Source organism: Variovorax sp. 54 (genome assembly GCF_002754375.1).
Classification (GTDB): domain Bacteria; phylum Pseudomonadota; class Gammaproteobacteria; order Burkholderiales; family Burkholderiaceae_C; genus Variovorax.
On the sequence record NZ_PEFF01000001.1, the window covers coordinates 5,244,620 to 5,264,568 of the forward strand.

At 68.9% G+C, this 19,949-nt stretch carries 9 protein-coding genes; 1 reads left to right on the plus strand and 8 read right to left on the minus strand.

Going from position 1 to position 19,949, the window contains the following annotated elements; translation table 11 throughout:
* Positions 1–9: 9 nt before the first annotated feature.
* Positions 10–11,442, plus strand: coding sequence for a filamentous hemagglutinin family protein (locus CLU95_RS24075; RefSeq protein ID WP_180288667.1), 11,433 nt, complete (start codon positions 10–12; stop codon positions 11,440–11,442).
* A gap of 99 nt (positions 11,443–11,541) precedes the next feature.
* On the opposite strand, the gene CLU95_RS24080 is transcribed toward CLU95_RS24075, so the two are convergent.
* The 8 genes from CLU95_RS24080 to pheA form a co-directional block, all read right to left on the minus strand.
* On the minus strand, positions 11,542–11,850 hold the full coding sequence (locus tag CLU95_RS24080) for a ComEA family DNA-binding protein (protein WP_099795923.1): 309 nt from the start codon (positions 11,848–11,850) through the stop codon (positions 11,542–11,544).
* Positions 11,851–11,987: 137 nt separating this feature from the next.
* Positions 11,988–13,175 carry a lipopolysaccharide assembly protein LapB gene (gene lapB, locus CLU95_RS24085; RefSeq protein ID WP_099795924.1) on the minus strand — a complete coding sequence of 396 codons (1,188 nt, stop codon included), beginning with the start codon at positions 13,173–13,175 and terminating at the stop codon, positions 11,988–11,990.
* On the minus strand, positions 13,165–13,500 hold the full coding sequence (locus tag CLU95_RS24090) for a LapA family protein (protein ID WP_099795925.1): 336 nt from the start codon (positions 13,498–13,500) through the stop codon (positions 13,165–13,167). The genes lapB and CLU95_RS24090 overlap by 11 nt, the downstream gene beginning before the upstream one ends.
* A gap of 57 nt (positions 13,501–13,557) precedes the next feature.
* Positions 13,558–13,884 (minus strand): integration host factor subunit beta, encoded by a 327-nt coding sequence (locus CLU95_RS24095; RefSeq protein WP_056582668.1) that lies wholly within the window; start codon positions 13,882–13,884, stop codon positions 13,558–13,560.
* An 80-nt stretch (positions 13,885–13,964) separates the two neighbouring features.
* The gene (rpsA, locus tag CLU95_RS24100) at positions 13,965–15,653 is read right to left on the minus strand and encodes a 30S ribosomal protein S1 (protein ID WP_099795926.1); all 1,689 of its coding nucleotides are present in this window, start codon (positions 15,651–15,653) and stop codon (positions 13,965–13,967) included.
* Positions 15,654–15,885: 232 nt separating this feature from the next.
* Positions 15,886–17,904 carry a bifunctional 3-phosphoshikimate 1-carboxyvinyltransferase/cytidylate kinase gene (locus CLU95_RS24105; protein ID WP_099795927.1) on the minus strand — a complete coding sequence of 673 codons (2,019 nt, stop codon included), beginning with the start codon at positions 17,902–17,904 and terminating at the stop codon, positions 15,886–15,888.
* 1 nt (position 17,905) lies between these two features.
* Positions 17,906–18,799 carry a prephenate dehydrogenase gene (locus CLU95_RS24110; protein ID WP_099795928.1) on the minus strand — a complete coding sequence of 298 codons (894 nt, stop codon included), beginning with the start codon at positions 18,797–18,799 and terminating at the stop codon, positions 17,906–17,908.
* Between the two features lie 18 nt (positions 18,800–18,817).
* Entirely contained in the window at positions 18,818–19,939 is a 1,122-nt protein-coding gene (gene pheA, locus CLU95_RS24115; RefSeq protein ID WP_099795929.1) for a prephenate dehydratase, read from the minus strand.
* Positions 19,940–19,949: the final 10 nt, after the last annotated feature.

A 19,949-nucleotide genomic window follows, 5' to 3' on the forward strand; every position in this document is an offset into this window, starting at 1 on the left:
CCTGCCCCGATGAAGCCAGCATCCACCCGCCGTGCGCGGGCGGCGCACGCCTTGCGCAACGATGCCGACAGGTGGCGCCTCAGGCCACTGGCGCGTGCGCTGGCGGTGATGCTGGCGGCCGGCGGCGCAATGGACGGCGCGCCGGCGCAGCAGGCCCTCGGCGCGGCCTGGTTCGGTGCCAAGAACGTGGTGCAGAACTCGGCCCTGGCCACCGGCCGGCTGCCCAACGGCATGCCTGCGTCGAGCCTCACCCAGCCGATGGGCTCGCAGCAGCGCGACAGCGCGCAGGCGCAGCGCTCGATCGACAACCTCAACCTCGCGGCCCGCGGCATCGCGGCGCAGCAGGCGGCCCAGGAAGCCGCGCGGCTGGCGGCCCTCGGCGGTGCTGCGGGTATTCCGGAAGGGCTTGCCGATGGCGGCCTGAAGGTCGACACCCACAGCCTGACGGCCGGCTGGCTCAACGCGAAGGCGCCGGTGCAGGCGGCGACCGGTGGCCGCACGGTGGTGGGCATCGAACAGACCGCCGACAAGGCGATCCTGAACTGGGAGAGTTTCAACGTGGGCAAGAACACCACGGTGCAGTTCGACCAGAAGGGCGGCGCGAAGCCGGACGGCACCAACGGGTGGATCGCGTTGAACCGCATCAACGACCCGAGCGGCAGGCCCAGCCAGATCGCGGGGCAGATCAAGGCCGACGGCGCGGTGTACCTGGTCAACCGCAACGGCATCGTCTTCACCGGCAGCAGCCAGGTGAACACGCGCACGCTGGTGGCGTCGAGCCTGGCGCTGTCGGACAAGCAGTTCAACCTGGGCATCAACAACCCGCAGTTGATGTCGAACCTGGGCAACGACTTCGCCATTCCGCAGTTCGGCGAGTTCACGGACATGAAGCCATCCGTGTATGGCGCAGCCGGCTATGTGCCGGGCAACGGCACCACGCCGGACCAACTGGGCAAGGTGGATCGCTTCGTTCCCGGCGCGCCGCCCGGCGAGGTGAAGGTGGCGGCGGGTGCGCAACTGGGCGTGGCCAGCGGCGGCAAGATCATGCTGTTCGCTCCCAAGGTGAACAACGCCGGCCGCCTTTCCGCGCCCGATGGGCAGGTGATTCTTGCCGCCGGTGAAAACGTCTACCTGAACGCGAGCCGGCCGGACAGCCCGATGGGTGTTCGCGGCCTGGACGTGGCCGCATCGGCCGTGCCGGGCTGGGCCTTCCAGGGCGGCCACATAGTGAAAGCGCTGGGCCTGGAGCAGGCCAATGCCGACGTGCAGTTCGTTGCCGGCCTGCGCGACGTGGTCATGCCGGAAATGCTCGCGCGGGCCAAGGCGGTGGGCTACGAGGTGGTCAACAGCGGCATGGTGCAATCCGACCGCGGCAACATCACCCTGCAGGCGCGGGACGTGCGCCAGAACGGCGTGCTGCTGTCCAACACGGCGCTGAACAACCGCAGCGGTTCCATTCTGTTGCGCGCCTGGAGCCAGGGCACCCACTACTACTCTGCCGACAACAACGATCTGCTCAACTGGGCCGCCGGCACGCTGACGTTGGGTGAGGGCAGCGTGACGCAGATTCTTCCGGACACCACGGACAGGAGCGAGATCGAAGCGAGCGCGCTGGCCACGCGCTACCAGCCGGGCCGCGTGGGCCTGTACGGACAGTTGATCGACATCAAGCCACGCGCCGGCGTGCTGGTGCCTTCCGGTGCGATCAACCTGGAGTCGGCGGTCAACCCGGTGTTCACGCAGCAAGCCTGGCGCAAGCCCGGCAGCCTGGGCGACGCAAGCCGCATCTACATCGACGGCGGCGCTTTCCTGAGCGTGGCGGGGCTGCGCGACATCCGCGTGGACATGGCGCGCAACTTCATCGAGGCCGACATGCGCATCAACGAGTTGCGCGATTCACCGCTGCAGCTCGATTCGTGGCTGCGCGGCAAGAAGCTCGTGGTCGATCGGCGCGTCAGCGGTGTGTTCGCGCAGGGCCCGATGGCCGGCGTGAAGTGGGTCGAGCGCAAGGGCGCCGACGGCCAGATGGCCTACATGCCCGGCGAGTGGGTGGGCACGCCGCTGGCCGACGTGGCCGGCTGGGTCGGCGTCGGCAAGACCGACCTGAGCGAACTGTCGGCCAATGCCGGCGCGATCACGCTGCGCGCGGGCGGCTCCGTCATCACGCGCGCGGGCTCGGTGCTCGACGTCTCGGGCGGCTCGGTGCGCTACACCGACGGCATGAATACCGCGACCAAGCTGATGGGCGCGGATGGCCGTGTGTACGCGATGCACAAGGCCATGCCCGACATGGCCTACGTCGGCATCGCCGGCGAGTTCACGAGCGAGCACAAGCGCTGGGGCGTCAAGGATTCGTGGCGCCATCCGCTGATCGGCGGCGACCGGCTGGAAGCCGGCTACACCGAAGGGCGCAAGGCCGGCAGCGTGCAGGTTTTCGCGGGCGATGCGATGGTGCTCGAAGGCGATTTCCTGGGCGAGGCGGTCGTCGGTGAACGGCAGCAGAAGAATCCGACGCGGGGCACCGGCGGACGGCTGGAGCTGGGCGGCGGCAGCACGGAAGACCGGCCGTGGTCGCCGGGCACCATCGTTGTCAGCCACGCCCCCAAGCGACTGGCCGAGGGCTTCAATGCGGGCACGGCGCTGGCGGATGATTTCTATGTGCCGCTCGACCCGGACCCGGCGCTGCGCAAGTCCCGCAAGCTGAGCTTCCTGTCGGACGACATGCTCAGCCGCTCGGGCATGGGCGAGATCGTCTTCAACATCATCCGCGGCGACTTCGAACTCGCGCAGGGTGCGAGCCTCCAGCTGTCGCCCGGCGCGTCGCTGCGCGTTTCCGGGAGCGACGGTTCGACCGGCAACATCCGTGTCGACGGATCGATCCGCGCGGCCGGCGGTTCCATCGCGCTCGATGCGTTCAACGGCCGGTTGCAGCTGGGGGCGGGCGCCCGCCTCGACACGAGCGGCCAGTGGATCAACACCTGGCGCGACGGCGGAATGCCTGCGGCATGGGCCATGGACGGCGGCGCCATCAGCCTGAGCGTGAGCGACATCCAGGCGCACGCGGATTCGGTGCTCGACGTCTCCGGCGGAGGCCGCGTCGACACGGGCAAGAACGGGTTGCCGTCGATGCGCGTGGGCGATGCCGGTTCGGTGAAGCTGATCGGCATCACGCCCAAGACCGACCTGGCCTCGCTGAACCTGCGTGCCCATGCGGCCGGCTCGGCGGGCAGCCTTTTTCTGGAGAGCGCCTCGTCGGTACAGATCGGCGGCGCGGCCATCGACCCGGCCACCGTGCTGCTGCCGGCGTCGCTGTTCGGCGAGCGTGGTTTCGGCAAGGTGTCCGTGTCGGTGCGTGGCGAGGGTGGCATCGTGGTGCCCGAAGGTGTGGAAGTGGCACCGCGCGCATCGAGCCTCGACCTGAGCTCCTTCGCGTGGCGCGAAGTGGCCACCGGCGAGCGACTGGCCGACCTGGCGCCTGTGGCCGTGTTGCGTCCCGAAGAGCGCGCGGCGCGCCGGCCCGCATCGCTGTCGCTGGGCACGTTGGGAGGGCTGATTCATGTCGAGCGCGGCGCGGTGGTGCGCACCGACACCGGCGGCACGCTGTCGCTCAACTCGGACGGGGAAGCAGGTAAGGTGCTGGTGAGCGGCCGGCTCGACGCGCCGGCGGGCCGCATCGAGCTGGCAGCGGCGGACGTGGTGCTCGAGCGGGGCGGCGAGCTGCTGGCGCGCGGCGTGCCGCTGATCCATCGCGACGCCAAGGGGCGCCGTACCGGAGAGGTGCGCGACGGCGGCACGGTGGATGTGCGCGGCGTGAACCTGTCGCTCGAACGCGGCTCGCTGATCGACGTGTCGGGCGCCACCGGCGACATCGACGGCGTGCCTGCGAGTCCGTGGGGCCCGAAGACCGCGCAGGCGGTCACGCTCGACAGCAACGGCGGCCTGATCCGCATCAGCGGCAAGGGCCTGGTCGAAGGCACGCTCACCGGCAAGGCCGGCGGGCCGGGGGCCATCGGCGGACGCATCCGCTTCGACATGTCGGCACCGACGCCCGCGGGCGGCTCGCCGCTGGAGCAGTTGAAGCAGGTGCTGAAGGGGCTGGACCCGGATTGCAACGGTCTGCCCGGCAACGGCGTCTGCGACAACAGCGACTGGAAGGAAGCGCTGGACATCGACTGGGGCCCGGCCATCGGCGCACCCCCGGGCACGCCGGTGGTCATTCCTTCGTCGCTGGTCGCGCACCTGGACGACATCAAGGAGCTGGTGCTGTCGGACACGATGGCCGTGCCGGCGCCCGGAACGGTGCCGCTCGATCCGGCCCGCTTCGGCCTGACGCCGGAAGTGCTCGACCTGTTCCGCGACAACGTGTTCTCTTCGGACCTGCTGCGCGACCTGCTTCAGAAGCCCGGCCAGCGTCATGCACTGACCGTTCGCCCGCAGGCCTTCAAGGAGGGCGGCTTCTCCGAGCTGGCGCTCGTCAATTCGTCGCGAGGCGCGATCCGGCTGGACGACGCGCAGATTTCCGCGGGCCGCTCCATCCGGCTGCAGGGCAGCATCGTCGGGCATGCGGGCACCAGCTCGGTCTTGCAGGCGCCGCACATCGTGCTGACGGCGCTTCCGGGCACGTCGCTGCCGCCGTCTGCAAGTGCCACCGCCGGCAACGCTGCCGGCCAGTTGTTGTTGAGCGGCTCGCTCATTGACGTCGAGACCGATCCCGAGACCAACGTCGCATCGGCAGGCAGCGTGCGCATCGCGGGCTTCGGCCGCACGGTGATGCAGGCGGACCAGATCCGCCTGGGCGGCGCGTTGCCGGTGCAGATCAACCCGGACACGAAGCTGCAGGTCAACCTGGACGTCGACGGCCAACTGGTGCTGAAGGCCGGCCAGGTTTCTCCCACCACGGCCATGACCGCCGTGGTGCGCGCGGGCGATGCGATCACTGTCGAGCGCCTGGGCGATGCAGGCGCGCCGACGCCGCTTTCCGCAGGCGGCACGCTGCGGCTGGAGGCGCCGGTGATCGCGCAGAACGGCGTGCTGCACGCACCGCTGGGCCAGATCGAATTGAATGCGGGCGAACGCTTGACGCTGGGCACCGGCAGCCTGACGTCGGTGTCGGGTGCAGGCGTGACGGTGCCCTACGGCACGCTGTCCAACAACGAACATTGGCTCGACCCGGCCAAGGCCGGCGACGGCAGCGGTCTGTCGTCGGGGTCGCTCACCGCGCCGCCGGAAAAGCGGATCACGATGAAGTCGCCCAGCGTCGACCTGGCCAAGGGCGCCGTGGTCGATATTGCCGGCGGCGGCGATCTGTCTGCATGGGAGTTCGTGCCCGGCCCCGGCGGCTCGCACGATGTGCTGGCGATGCCCGGCATGTACGCCATCCTCCCCGGCCCGCAGGCCGCGGCGCCGGCAGGCGGCGCGAATGCCGGCCAACGCGTCTGGCTGGCGGGCGGACCGGGCCTGGCGGCAGGCTGGTATGCGCTGCTGCCCGCGCGCTACGCCTTGCTGCCGGGGGCCTTCGCCGTGCAGGCCACCGGTGCACCCTGGGCTGGCACAGCCACCGCCGCATCGGCGGCGACCGGCCCCGACGGCAGCCTCGTCATGCAGGGCAGGGGCGGCAACAGCCTGGACAACGCGAGGGACGCGATGCCTTCGACCTGGCGCGTGATGTCGGGCAACACGCTGCGCCGCTACACCCAGTACAACGAGGCATTCGCCAACGACTTCTTCTCGTCGGAGGCCTTCAAGCTCACGCAGTACCGCCAGACCGGGAAGAACATCGTCACGCCGCGCCTGCCGCGCGACGGCGGCGCGGTCGTCTTCGATGCCGGCCAGCGGCTGACGCTCGGCGGCACCTTGCGCTCGGCGCCCGACGTGGGCGGGCGCGGTGGGCTGGTCGACATTGCGGGCAAGAAGATCGCCATCGTCGGCGCCGGCCATGATGCGGCCGGCCTCCAGGCCGACGGCTACCTGGTCATCGACGCGCAGGGGCTCGCCAACTTCGGCGCCGGCAGCCTGCTGGTGGGCGGCAAGCGCAAGGGCGATCCGCTGGGCCTGAGTCTGGACGTGACGGCCACCGACATCGTCGTGCGCAACGACGCGGGCTCCGAGCTGTTCGGGCCCGAGATCATCCTGGCGGCCAGCGAGCAGGTTGCCATCGAAGGCGGCAGCGTGGTCCGCGCACGGGGCGCCGGCAGCCTGGGCGCCGGCAGCCTGGTCATGAAGCCTCGCGTTGCGGCGGTCTACAAGGACCCGGACGGCATCCTGGACGACAACCGCGACGGCGTGATCGATGCCATCGATGCCGCCGACGACGTTCTCATCGCGCCTTCGAAGGATTGGGGCGCGCTGGTTCGCGTGGCCAACGGCGATGCGGTCCGGGTCGTGCGCGAGAACGTGGACACCACGCGCGGACTGGTCCGCATCGGGGCCGATGCATTCGTCGGCGGCGGCGCGGCCCTGCTGATCGACGCCACCCGCACGACGGAGCTCGCGGGCTCGGCGCAGATATCGGGCACCGACATCTCGGTCGCCGCGGGACGCATCGGCTTCGGTGGCGGCACCGAAGGCATGGTGCTCAACGCGGCCTCGCTGGCCCAGCTGGCCCACTCGCAGCGCCTGACCTTGCGCAGCTACTCCAGCCTGGACTTCTACAACTCGCTCGACCTGGGCGCGGCCGGCCTGGCCGCACTGACCTTCGACGGCGCGGTGTTCACAGGGCAGGGCGACGTGCGCATCCAGGGCGAGGCCATCTCGCTCATCAACAGCGGCGGGTACGTGGCTGCACCACCGCCGGCGGGCAGCGGCGGTGGCAGTGGCAGTGGCAGTGGCAGCTTCACGCTCGACGCCGGCACGCTGGTGCTGGGCGCGGGCCAGAAGCGCTTCGAAGGCTTCGGTGCCGTGGTGCTGGGCGGCCGGAACCGGATCGTCGGCGAGGGCGCGGGCGGCATCGACGCCGGCAGCGCCGCACTCACGCTGCAGACGCCGCTGCTCACGGGCCGCAACGGCGCGGCGCAGTCCATCGTGACCCGCGGTGCGCTGCAGGTCGTTGCGCTGCCGGCCAGCGATGCGGGTGCGCAGAACAACCTGCAGGACAGCCTGGGTTCGCGCCTGTCCCTGAGCGGCGGCAACATCCGCTTCGGCGGCCGCGCGGCAGCCCTCGGCGGCAGCATCGACATGACGGCCACGGCGGGGCATCTGGTCCTGACGGAAGGCGCGCAAGTCGACGTCGGCGGTTTCGCCAAGCAGTTCTTCGATGTGGCCGAATTCGCCGACGCGGGGCGCATCCACCTGTCCGCCGTGGGCGGCGATGTCCGGCTGGGTGCGGGAAGCCGTCTGAACCTGGCGGCCCACAAGGACGGCGGCAACGCAGGCACCTTGAGCCTTGCCGCCGCGAACGGCGGCACCGTGGTGCTCGACGGCGCCATTGCGGCGCAGGCCGGCGCGGGCGGCAATGCCGGCAGCTTTGCGCTCGACATCGAGGCCTTGCCCGATTTCGCCGGCTTCAGCCAGCGCCTGAACGACGCGGGCCTCAATCGCTCGCGGCAGTTCCGCATCCGCCAGGGCGACGTGGTGCTCGGCGGCAGCACCCTGGTCGAAGACTTCGGCCTCACCGCCGACCGGGGCCGTGTCGACATCACCGGCGTCGTCGATGCGCGCTCTGCGTACGGCGGTGCGATTCGCATCACCGGCGGCAACGGCGTGGCGATGCGGCCGGGCGCGCAACTGCTGGCGGGCGCCACCGGCGAGCTGGGCAGCGGCCGTGTGACGCTCGAAGCGGCCGGCGGCACGCTGAACCTGCAGGGCGGCTCGATCGACGTGTCCGGCAACGAAGGCGGCAAGGTGCGCTTGCGCGCGCGGCAGACAGCGGGTCACGACGAGATCGAGGTCTCCGCGCTCCAGGCGGCCATTCATGGCGCCCGGTCGGCGGTGCTCGAAGGCGTCAGCAGCTACGACCTGGCCGACTACGACGGCCGCACGGTCGAATCGGTCAAGGCCGATGCCATGGCCCACGCCCACCGGTTTGCCGGCGCGTCGGGCGCGGTGGCCAACCGCCTGGGCACCGGCCTGGCCGTGATGCCCGGCATCGACATCCGCAGCGCCGGCGACATCGCGCTGAACAGCGACTGGAACCTGTTCACCGATTTCGCAGGCGCGCGCGAAGGCTCGCTGACCCTGCGTGCCGGCGGCAACCTGCGGGTCAACGGCCACCTGAGCGACGGCTTCGATGCGGCGGACCGCACAGGCCGGTTGCAGCAAGGTGCGTCGTGGAACCTGCGGCTCGTCGCGGGCGCCGACCTGACGTCGGCCCACACGCTGGCGCTCAAGCCCTTGGCGGCGCAAGGCGCGGGAAGCGGCTCGGTCATCGTCGGCACGGCCAACACGGCGGTCCCCAGCGAGGACGACCCCAAGCCCGACAACGGCGCGGGCAAGCTGATCCGCACCGGCACCGGCGACCTGGAAGTTCGCGCGGGCCGCAATCTGACGCTGGCGCACAAGGCATCGGTGATCTACACGGCGGGCCGCAAGGACACCACCACGTGGAGCGACTTCAGCACCGCCAACCCGAACGCCAGCTACGGCATCGAGGGCGGCAACCTGGACATCGCCGCGCAGGGCAGCATCGAGGCACAGCCTTCGGGCCAGCGGTTCACCGAGTGGCTCAACCGCCAGGGCAACCTCAACTTCGACCGCTACTTCGGCGCGTACGAGACCAACGAGCGCCTGCCCCCGCCCGAGAGCGGCTATGTGCTGATGCCGCCCGAGCAATCGAGCTGGTGGATCAACTACGGCGCCTTCCAGCAGGGTGTGGGTGCACTGGGCGGCGGCAACGTCAAGGTGAACGCCGGCGGCGACCTGACCAACCTCGTCGTCGCACTGCCGACCCACATGCGCATGCGCGGCGGCAGAACCGGCACTGAGGCGATGACCATGGAAGTGCGCAACGGCGGCGCCATGGAGGTCGACGCCGTGGGCGCCATTCGCGGCGGCCAGTACTACGTGGCGCGCGGCCACGGCGACCTGCGCGCCGGCGAGACGACCATCGGCCATCAGGTGACGGTGTGGCGCAACAAGGGCGAGCCGGACCAGAGCGTCACCGTGCTGCCCGTCGCGCCGTTGCTGGCCGTGGGCGACGCGACGCTGCGGCTGCGCACCGCCGGCGACCTGGTGTTGCAGACGGTGATCGATCCGCTGATGGTGCGCTATGGCGACGACGGCACCGGCTCCCATCCCAGGACCGACTACGGCGCCTATATGAGCGGCTACACCGACCGCACCGCCGTGCGGCTGGTCTCCACCGGCGGCAACATCACGCTGGTCAACCAGGCCGAGTTTCTGTTCCGCGATGTGTCGCTGCGTTCGAGCGGCGAGAGAGACAACAACCTGAACGGCCACGGCGGCAACCTCTACCCGGCGCGCACGCAGGCCGCGGCGCTGAATGGCGGGCTGGAAATCCAGGGGCCGATGTTCGTCATGCCCGGCAAGACGACGGACCTGCGGCTGATTGCCGGCAGCGACGTGCGCTTCAACACGCGCAACTACACGGTGGTCGACGAAACCACGCGCAGCGAGCCGTTCGCCGGCATCTTCATGGCGCGTGCGACGCCCGCGATGATTCCCTCGCCCTCCATGCCGGCCGGTGGCGACGGGTTCCCGTTCCAGGTGAACATGCCTTCGCTGCTGGAGAACCGGGCCAGCGGCGCGTTGCCCGCGTTCCCGTACACCCTCGGCAACCCCGATGTGCTGGCGCTGGTGAATGACCTGGTGCCGAGCCGTATCTACGCGGCCGGGGGCTCGATCCTCGGGCTCGACATGACGGCCAGCGAGCAGCTCTGGCTGCGTGCGGGCCGCGACATCCGCGGCATGCGGCTCGATGCGCGCAACCTGCGCGCGAGCGACGTGACGCTGCTCGAGGCCGGCAACGACATCCTCGCGGTGTCGCCGGTGCGGGCGATATGGAATGCCCCCGAAGTGGGGGTGATCACGGTGCAGGGGCCCGGCTCGCTCGTGCTGTCCGCGGGGCGCGATGTCTATGCGGACCGGCTGAAGATCCAGACCCTGGGCAACCAGGAGTACGACGCCAACAACCGACCGGTCGACAGGACGCAGATCCATGGGTTGCCCGAGCGCGGCGCCGCGATCACCGTGATGGCGGGCGTGAACCAGGCGCCGAGCTACGAAGCGTTCGAGAGCGCCTACCTGGACCCGGCGCGTGTGGCGTCGATGCCCGATCACCTGAAGGCTGCGGGCGCCGATGGGCGCGTGCTGCCGATCTACCTCAGCGACCTGCTCGAAACACGTGACGGCCGCGAGAAGAACGTGCGTCGCGGCCTGGTGTCGTACATGAAGGACATGACCGGCGAGACGCTGGCGCCGCTCGATGCATGGACGCGCTTCCAGGCGCTGCCGCAGTTTGCCCGGCAGCAGTTCCTGCGGCAGGTCTACCTGCTGGAACTGCGCGAAGCCGGGCGCGACCAGGGCGAGCCGGGCAGCGGCGGCCTGCCGCGCAACGGCGGCTACAACCGCGGCTACGCGGCCATCGAAACCCTGTTCCCCGGCGACGGCTGGAAGGGCGACGTGGCGGCCAACGCGATGATGCTGCGCACCATGGCGGGCGGTGACATCAACGTGCTGACACCCGGCGGCGGGCTGCAGGTGGCGGCACTGGGCGCGAGCGTGCCGGCCGGCTACGGCCTGGTGACGCTGGCCTCGGGCCACATCAACGTGTTTGCCAGGAACGACGTGACCGTGAACCAGTCGCGCATTCTTTCCTTCGTGCCGGAAGCGACGCGCGAAGGCAGCGACCAGATCATCTGGTCAAGCAAGGGCGACATCGATGCGGGGCGCGGCTCGAAGACTGTGCGGGTGCCTTCGGCGCCCGAGGTGCTGACCGACCTGGACGGCAACACCATCGTGCGCGAGAAGTCCGACATGAGCGGCAGCGGCATCGGCACCGTGGGCGATGGCGACGTCGACCTCGTGGCGCCGCGCGGAACGGTCAACGCCGGCGATGCGGGCCTGCGCGTGGCGGGCAACCTGAACATCGCGGCGCTGCAGGTGCTGAACGCCGACAACATCCAGGTGAAGGGCGAGACCAAGGGGCTGCCGGTGATTGCGTCGGTGAACATTGGCGCGCTGACGAACGCCAGCGCGGCGGCTTCGCAGGCCGCGTCCGCGGCGCAGGACGTGATGCAGCGCGAACGCGCGGCCCAGCGCCAGGCCTTGCCGTCGGTCTTCAGCGTGCGCGTGCTTGGCTTCGGCAATGAGCCGTTGCCCGCGGAGCGCACGGGCGGTGCTGGCGCGGCCACCGAGCCCGCCGGCGCTGTGCAGCGCAGCGCGCGTTACGACCCCGACAGCGCCTTCCAGGTGCTGGGGCAGGGTGCCCTGAGCCCGGCCCAGCGCGCGCGATTGACCGAGGCGGAGCAGCGTCGGTTGCCGAAGTGAGGCGGCAGGACGGGGGACGGGCGAAAAAAAACCGCCTCGGGGCGGTTTCTTCGAGAGCGTCGCCGCTTCGCGGGCGGCGACGGGCGCTTCAGGTTTGCGTCATTGCTTGGCGGCCTTGCCTGCCTTGGCCGGCGCCGCCGCACCGTTGAAGCTCTGGCCGTTGACCGTCAGGCCTTCGGCCGACAGCTTGGCCGCGCTCTTTTCCTTCACGCCCTTCACGCGCTGCATGAGGTCGGGCCAGTCCTTGAACTCGGCCTCCTTGCGGGCATCGAGGATGCGCTTGGACAGCGAAGGGCCGACGCCCTTGAGGCCGTCGAGGTCGGCGGCGCTGCCCTTGTTGGCGTCGACGGCAGCGAACGAGACCGCCGCGAAGCACATGGCGAGCGTGGCGATGATTTTCTTGATCATGATGAAAACTCCCTCTTCAATTGTTGGTATGGCTAAGCCGACAGGAATATCGGCTTCGGCTCAACGAGAGGGCGCGCACGGCAGTTGACGTGAAAACGGGGCCCTGGGCCCCGTGTGACGATTGTTCAGAACCGTGGTCAGAGTTCTTCCACGCGCCGCGGTGGATAGCTGTCCCAGGCCTGGCAGCCGGGGCAGTGCCAGAAGTACTGGTGCGCCTCGAAGCCGCAGGCCGCGCAGCGGTAGCGCATGAGCGGACGCGTGGCCTGGTCGAGCGCGCGTTGCACCTGCGGATGGAACTGCTCGTGCTCGAAGCGTTCGCCGGCCAGCCAGCGCGAGGCGGCGACCAGCGAGGGCTGGTGCGCGAGGTGGGCGATGTAGCTGTCGCGCGGCGTGGGGGCTTCGGTGGGCGTGTCGGTCGCGTCCGATGGCGTGGCGTCGGGTGTGCCGCCGAGCGCGATCATCGCTTCGAGCACGTCGATCGATGGCGATTCGGCGTAGCGCCGTTGCAGCAGCGCCAGCGCCTCGCCTTCGCGTTGCGCGGCCACGGCGGCCTTCTGCAGCGACGCGGCGTAGAGCGGCAGCGCCAGTGGCGCCGTGTCGCTGAGCCCTTCGAGCGTGTCGAAGGCCGCGGCGGCTTCTCCGTTGCGCAGCTGCAGGGTGGCGGTGTCGATGGCCGGCCGCGGTGCCTGCGGTGCCAGGGCCCGGGCCTGCGTGAGCAGGTCGCCGGCGCCCGTCAGGTCGCCGGCCGCCACGCGCTCGTTGGCCTGCTCGCACAGGTGATGGGCGCGGCGCGTGCTGTAGCTGGCCTGGTCGGACTCGTCGAGTTTTTGCGCCACGGCGGCGGCCTGCGCCCATTCGCGCGAGCGTTCGTAGATGGCCAGCAGCGCGAGCCGGGCCTCGTTCTCGTAGCGCGTGCCTTCGAGCTTCTGCAGCGCGGCTTCGGCGCGGTCGAGCAGGCCGGCACGCAGGAAGTCTTGTGCCAGCGCGTGTTGTGCGCGCTCGCGGTCGACACGGGTCAGGTCGCCGCGGCCCAGCAGGTGCTCGTGCACGCGCACGGCGCGCTGGTACTCGCCGCGGCGGCGGAACAGGTTGCCGAGCGCAAAGTGCAGCTCCTGTGTGTCGGGGTCGTTCTGCACGGCCTCGATGAAGGCGTCGATGGCCTGGTCCTGCTGCTCGTTGAGCAGGAAGTTCAGGCCGCGAAAGTAGGCCTTGGGCGCCTGCCGGTTCTCGAGCTTGAGCTGGCGGATGTCGAAGCGCGATGCGAGCCAGCCCAGCACGAAGGCGACGGGCAGGCCGATCAGCAGCCAGCTGGGATCAAAGTCCATGTTGACGTACGGCGGGAAGGTCGGTGGCCGAGATGGACGGCACGGCCGCGGAGGCGGTCGCAGTGGCCAGAGGCGCAGGTGAGGGGGCTTCGGAAACGGCAGGCACTTGGGCTGCTGCGGCGCGGTGCTTCCACCAGCCGGGCAGCATGCCCAGCGCACCGACCACGAGCCCGCCGGCAAAGGCCGCGAGCACGACGAGCACCAGCGGCGCACGCCAATGGGTTCCGAAGAAGAAGTAGACGGTCGCGTCGTGCTGGTTGTTCAGCGCGAAGGCGAAGAGCGTAAAAAAAATGGCTGCCTTGAGCAGCCACAGGAGGTATTTCATGCGCGTTCCCGTTGGCGGGACGATTCTACGTTTGCAGCCATCGGGGCAGCCCGGCCATCAGGCCTTGCGGCCGGCGGCTTCCTTGCCTGCATCGAGCTCGGCGGTCTTCGCGTCGACGGCTTCGCGCAGCGCCTTGCCCGGCTTGAAGTGCGGCACGCGCTTCTCGGGGATCTGCACGCTCTCGCCCGAACGCGGGTTGCGGCCGATGCGCGGCGGACGGCGGTTGACCGAGAAGCTGCCGAAGCCACGGATCTCGATGCGGTGGCCGCGCACCAGCGCGTCGCTCATCGCGTCCAGGATGGTCTTGACGGCGTATTCGGCATCGCGATGCGTGAGCTGCGCGAAACGGGCGGCGAGTTCTTCGACGAGGTCTGAGCGGGTCATAGGCCAAACATAAACGAAAAACGTGGACGAAAAAAAAGACAGAGCGGCCCCGGGGGCCTGCCTCTGTCTTCGGACTCAGCTTACTTGTTGTCGCTGTTGTCGAGCTTGGCGCGCAGCAGGGCGCCCAGGCTGGTCGTGCCCGCGTTTTCGCGTGCCGACTGCTGGCTCAGGCTGGCCATGGCGCCTTGTTCGTCGACCATGTCCTTCTGCTTGATCGACAGCTGGATGTTGCGGGTCTTGCGATCCACATTCACCACGATGGCCGTGACTTCGTCGCCTTCCTTGAGCACGTTGCGGGCATCTTCAACGCGGTCGCGCGAGATTTCTGAAGCACGCAGGTAGCCGATGATGTCTTCGCCGAGGTCGATTTCAGCGCCGCGGGCGTCCACGGTCTTGACCTTGCCGGTCACGATCTGGCCCTTGTCGTTCACGGTGGTGAACGTGGTGAACGGATCGCTGTCGAGCTGCTTGATGCCCAGCGAGATGCGTTCGCGGTCGACGTCGACAGCCAGCACGATCGCTTCGACTTCCTGGCCCTTCTTGTAGTTGCGAACGGCGGCTTCGCCGGTTTCGTTCCACGAGAGGTCCGAGAGGTGCACCAGGCCGTCGATGCCGGCAGCCAGACCCACGAACACGCCGAAGTCGGTGATCGACTTGATCGGGCCCTTGACGCGGTCGCCACGCTTCGTGTTCTGAGCGAACTCTTGCCACGGGTTGGCCTTGCACTGCTTCATGCCCAGGCTGATGCGGCGCTTGTCTTCGTCGATTTCCAGGACCATGACTTCGACTTCGTCGCCCAGCGAGACGATCTTGTTCGGAGCGATGTTCTTGTTGGTCCAGTCCATTTCGGAGACGTGCACCAGGCCTTCGATGCCGGGTTCGAGTTCGACGAACGCGCCGTAGTCGGCAATGTTCGTGACCTTGCCGAACAGGCGGGTCGATTGCGGGTAGCGGCGCGAAACGCCCATCCACGGGTCGTCACCCATTTGCTTGAGACCCAGCGAGACACGGTTCTTTTCGGTGTCGAACTTGAGGATCTTGGCGGTGATTTCCTGGCCGGCCTGAACGACTTCGCTCGGGTGGCGAACACGGCGCCATGCCATGTCGGTGATGTGCAGCAGGCCGTCGATGCCGCCGAGGTCCACGAACGCACCGTATTCGGTGATGTTCTTGACCACGCCGCGGACAACAGCGCCTTCCTTCAGGGTTTCCATCAGCTTGGCGCGCTCTTCGCCCATGCTGGCTTCGACCACGGCACGGCGCGACAGCACGACGTTGTTGCGCTTGCGATCGAGCTTGATGACCTTGAATTCGAGGGTCTTGTTTTCGTACGGGGTCAGGTCCTTGATCGGACGCGTGTCGATCAGCGAGCCCGGCAGGAATGCGCGGATGCCGTTGACCAGGACCGTGAGGCCGCCCTTGACCTTGCCGCTGGTGGTGCCGGTGACGAAGTCGCCCGATTCCAGGGCCTTCTCCAGGGCGAGCCACGAAGCCAGACGCTTGGCGGTGTCGCGCGAGAGGATGGTGTCGCCGTAGCCGTTTTCAACGCTGCCGATGGCAACGGAAACGAAATCGCCGGCCTGGACTTCGAGTTCGCCCTTGTCGTTCTTGAACTCTTCGATCGGCACATACGCTTCGGACTTCAGACCGGCGTTGACGACGACGTGGTTGTGTTCGACGCGCACGACTTCGGCCGTGATGACCTCGCCGCTGCGCATTTCGGAACGCTTCAGGGACTCTTCGAATAGGTCGGCAAAAGATTCAGACATTTATGGTTCCTTCCGTCAGGCAGGGTTGGCAGGCGCTCTTGCGAAATTGCGTGCGGCTGCTGTAGGTCTGTAGACGGCGGTTAGGTTGTGGGCATGAGCCCGGTTGGTTGAACAACCAGCAGGCCAGTGCGCTGTCGCGCGGAAGGAGCCTGCTGGAGCGGTAGGCGCCACCCGGAACACCCGGGAGACGCAAGCCTTTCAAGCGGACTTGAAAGGCTGCACTTCAATCCGCTCAAGCGGACTTGAACGGTTGAATTTCTTGCCACCAGTTCAACACCGTGTCGATCGAGTGTTCGATGGACAGCTGGGAGTTGTCGAGGTGGCGAGCGTCCTGCGCCGGCTTCAGAGGGGCGACGCTGCGGGAAGAGTCCCGGGCGTCACGTGCTTCCAAGTCGGAGCGAAGACTGTCGAGTGTAGTCGAAATACCCTTTGAAATCAACTGCTTATGCCGCCGTTCGGCGCGCTGGGCGGCACCCGCCGTGAGGAATACCTTGAGCGCCGCGTCGGGGAAGATCACGGTGCCCATGTCGCGCCCGTCGGCCACGAGGCCGGGCAGGCGCCGGAAGCGATGTTGCAGGTCTTGCAGCGCCTCGCGCACGGTCGGCAGCGCGGAGACGCGCGAGGCGTCCATGCCGGCGGCTTCGGTGCGGATGTCGTCGCTCACGTCTTCTCCGGCCAGCAGCACCTTGCCTTCGGTGAACTGCAGGGGCAGGGCGGCGGCGAGGGCGGCAATCTGCGCTTCGTTGGCGGCCGTGGCCTCCAGGCCGGCGCGGCGGGCGGCGAGTCCGGTCACGCGGTAGAGCGAGCCCGAATCGAGGTAGTGGTAGCCCAGCAGGCGCGCCACCTCGGCGGCCAGCGTGCCTTTGCCCGACGCGGTCGGGCCGTCGATGCAGATCACGGGCACCTCGGCAGCCTCGGCCACCGAGAACAGGGTTTCGAAGTAGTCGGGGAAGGTCTTGGCGACGCAGTGCGGTTCGAGGATGCGCACCGGCACGCCGGCCGGATTGAAGGCCGCGAGCGAGAAGCACATGGCGACCCGGTGGTCGTCATAGGTGCGGATGCTGGCGGGCCGCCAGCCGGCGGCGGGCAGCGGGTGGACGCGGATGAAATCGGGGCCGGCCTCGACCGTCGCGCCGAGCTTTTGCAGCTCGTTCGCCATGGCGTCGATGCGGTCGGTTTCCTTCACGCGCCAGCTCGCGATGTTGCGCAGCGTGCTGGGGCCGTCGGCGTACAGCGCCATGACGGCCAGCGTCATGGCGGCATCGGGGATGTGGTTCGCGTCGAGGTCGATGGCCTTGAGGGGCCAGGCGCCGCGGCGGATTTCGAGCCAGTTCGGGCCGCTGTCGACCAGTGCGCCCATTTGCGCGGCGGCATCGATGAAGCGGATGTCGCCCTGGATCGAATCGGCGCCTACGCCTTCGATACGGATGCCATTTTGTCCAGCAACGCCCGTCGCTATGGCACCTAATGCTATGAAATAGCTAGCAGACGAGGCGTCCGCCTCGACGTGGATCTCGCCCGGCGAGCTGTAGCGGCTGCCGGCGGGAATGGTGAAGCGCTCCCAGCCGTCGCGCTGCACCGTGATGCCGAAGCGCGCCAGCAGGTTCAGCGTGATCTCGATGTAGGGCTTGGAAATCAGCTCGCCGACGACCTCGATCACGATGTCGTTGGCCGCGGCGAGCGGCAGGGCCAGCAACAGGGCGGTGAGGAATTGACTCGACACGTCGCCGCGCACGCGGATCGGTGCGCCGAGCGCCAGTTCGTCGTGCGACACCGGGTGGATGCGCAGCGGCGGGTAGCCGGGGTTGCCGAGGTAGTCGATGCGGCAGCCCAACTGCGTGAGCGCGTCGACCAGGTCGCCGATCGGGCGCTCGTGCATGCGCGGCACGCCGCTGAGTTCGAACTCGCCGCCGAGCAGCGACAGCGCCGCGGTCAGCGGACGCATCGCCGTGCCGGCGTTACCAAGGAACAGCGGCAGAAGCGTTGCGCCCAGCGACGGCGGCAACTGGCCGCCCAGGCCCGTGATGCGCAGCGAACTGTCGGCCGGCTCGATGCCGCAGCCCAGAGCGCGCAGGGCGTCGAGCATCACGCGCGTGTCGTCGGAATCGAGCAGGTCGTGGATCGTGGTGGTGCCGCTGGCGAGCGCGGCCAGCAGCAGCACGCGGTTGGAAATGCTCTTGGAGCCCGGCAGCCGGACCGTGCCGGCGGCGCCCACGAGGGGCGGGAGGTCGAGGAAGGCAGTTGAGAACATGTCAGCTGTCCTGCTGGGCCAGAGCGTCAGTGCTCGAATTCGGCCGCCAGGCGGCGCGCGCCTTGCTGGCGGCGGCGATGGATTGCTCCAGGCCCTGCAGATCGCCGGCGGTCATCAGCGCTTCGAGGTCTTCCAGCGCCTTGCGGAAGGCCTGCGACTGCTGCAGCACCTGCTCGCGATTGGCGAGCAGCACGTCGCGCCACATGACCGGGTCGCTGGCGGCGATGCGCGAGAAATCGCGAAAGCCCGGGCCCGCGAGGCTCAGGAAGCGGTCGCCTTGCGGCTGACCGGTGAGGGCGTTGGTGTACGCAAAGGCCAGCAGGTGCGGCAGGTGGCTCACGGCGGCGAAGGCGGCGTCGTGCTCTTCGTACGTCATGGTGACGACGTTGGCGCCGATGCCGCTCCACACCTGCGAGGCGCGCTGCACGTTCGAGCGCAGCGTGGCCTTGACCGGTGTCAGCACGACCTGGCGGCCGGTGAACAGCGACGCTTCGGCATGCTCGATGCCCGAGACTTCCTTGCCGGCGATCGGATGCGCTGGCACGAAGCTCGCGAATTGCTTTTGCAGGCCGTTGCGCGCGGCTTCGATCACGTCGCCCTTGGTCGAGCCCACGTCCATCACCAGCGTGTCGGCCGAGATGCCGTGGCGGATGGCCTTGAAGGTGGCTTCCGAGGCGGCGACCGGCACGGCCAGCAGCACAAGGTCGGCGCCCGACACCGCCAGCAGCGCCGAGGGCGCCGCCACGTCGATCACGCCGAGCTGGCGTGCCCGCTCGGTGGTGGAGGGCGACTTGCTGTAACCGACCACGCGTTTCACCAGCTTCGCGCGCTTGAGCGCGAGCGCAAAGGAGCCGCCCATGAGGCCGCAGCCGATCAATCCCAGTTGCTCGAACATCGCGTCGGTCCGTTCGGCTCAGGCTTTGATGGGGTAGGCGCCGAGCACCTTGTAGAAGGCGCAGAGGCCGCGCAGTTCGGCCAGCGCCGCGGCCACATTGGGCTGCGAGGGGTGGCCGTCGAGGTCGATGTAGAAGTAGTACTCCCACTGGCCGGTGCGCGCGGGACGCGACTCGAAGCGTGTCATCGACACGTTGTTGGCCTTCAGGGGCACCAGCAGGTCGTGCACCGCGCCGGGGCGGTTCGGCACCGAGACGATCAGGCTCGTACAGTCCTTGCCCGAGGCCGGCGGCATGGCCAGCGTCTGCGGCAGGCAGATCACCGAGAAGCGGGTGCGGTTGTACGAGTCGTCCTGGATGGCGTGCGCCACGATGTGCAGGCCGAAGCGGGTGGCGGCGCGTTCGCCGGCCAGCGCAGCCCAGGCCGGGTTGGTGGCGGCGAGCCGCGCGCCTTCGGCGTTGCTCGACACGGCGCGCCGCTCGGCGTTGGGCAGGTGCTTGGACAGCCAGGTCTGGCACTGCGCCAGCGCCTGCGGGTGGGCCAGCACGGCCTCGACGCCTTCGAGCGAGTTGCTGCTGCGCATCAGGTGATGACGTACCAGCAGGCTGACTTCGCCGACGACATGGGTGGGCGAGTGCAGGAACAGGTCGAGCGAGCGCGTGACCACGCCTTCGGTCGAGTTCTCGACGCCGACCACGCCGTACTGGGCGCTGCCTGCGGCGGTGGCGTGGAACACCTCGTCGAAGCTGGCGCAGTAGATTAGGTCGGCGGCGCCGCCGAAGTACTCGATGGCGGCCTGTTCGCAGAAGGTGCCTTCGGGGCCGAGCACGGCCACGCGTTGGGGCGACTCAAGCGCCAGGCAGGCCGACATGATCTCGCGCCAGATGGCTGCGACATGGAGGTCCTTGAGCGGACCGCCATTGCTGCTTTGCATCTTGTCGATGACCGCGGCGACGCGGTCGGGGCGGAAGAAGGGCGTGCCTTCGCGCTTCTTGACCTCGCCGACCAGCTCGGCCACATGGGCGCGCTCATTGAGCAGGCTCAGAAGCCGTTGGTCGAGCGAGTCGATCTGCACGCGCAGATCGGCCAGGCTTTCGGAATTGTCGGGGGAGGTGGGTGGTGTGGGGGCAGGGGCGGTCATCGGTGCGAGC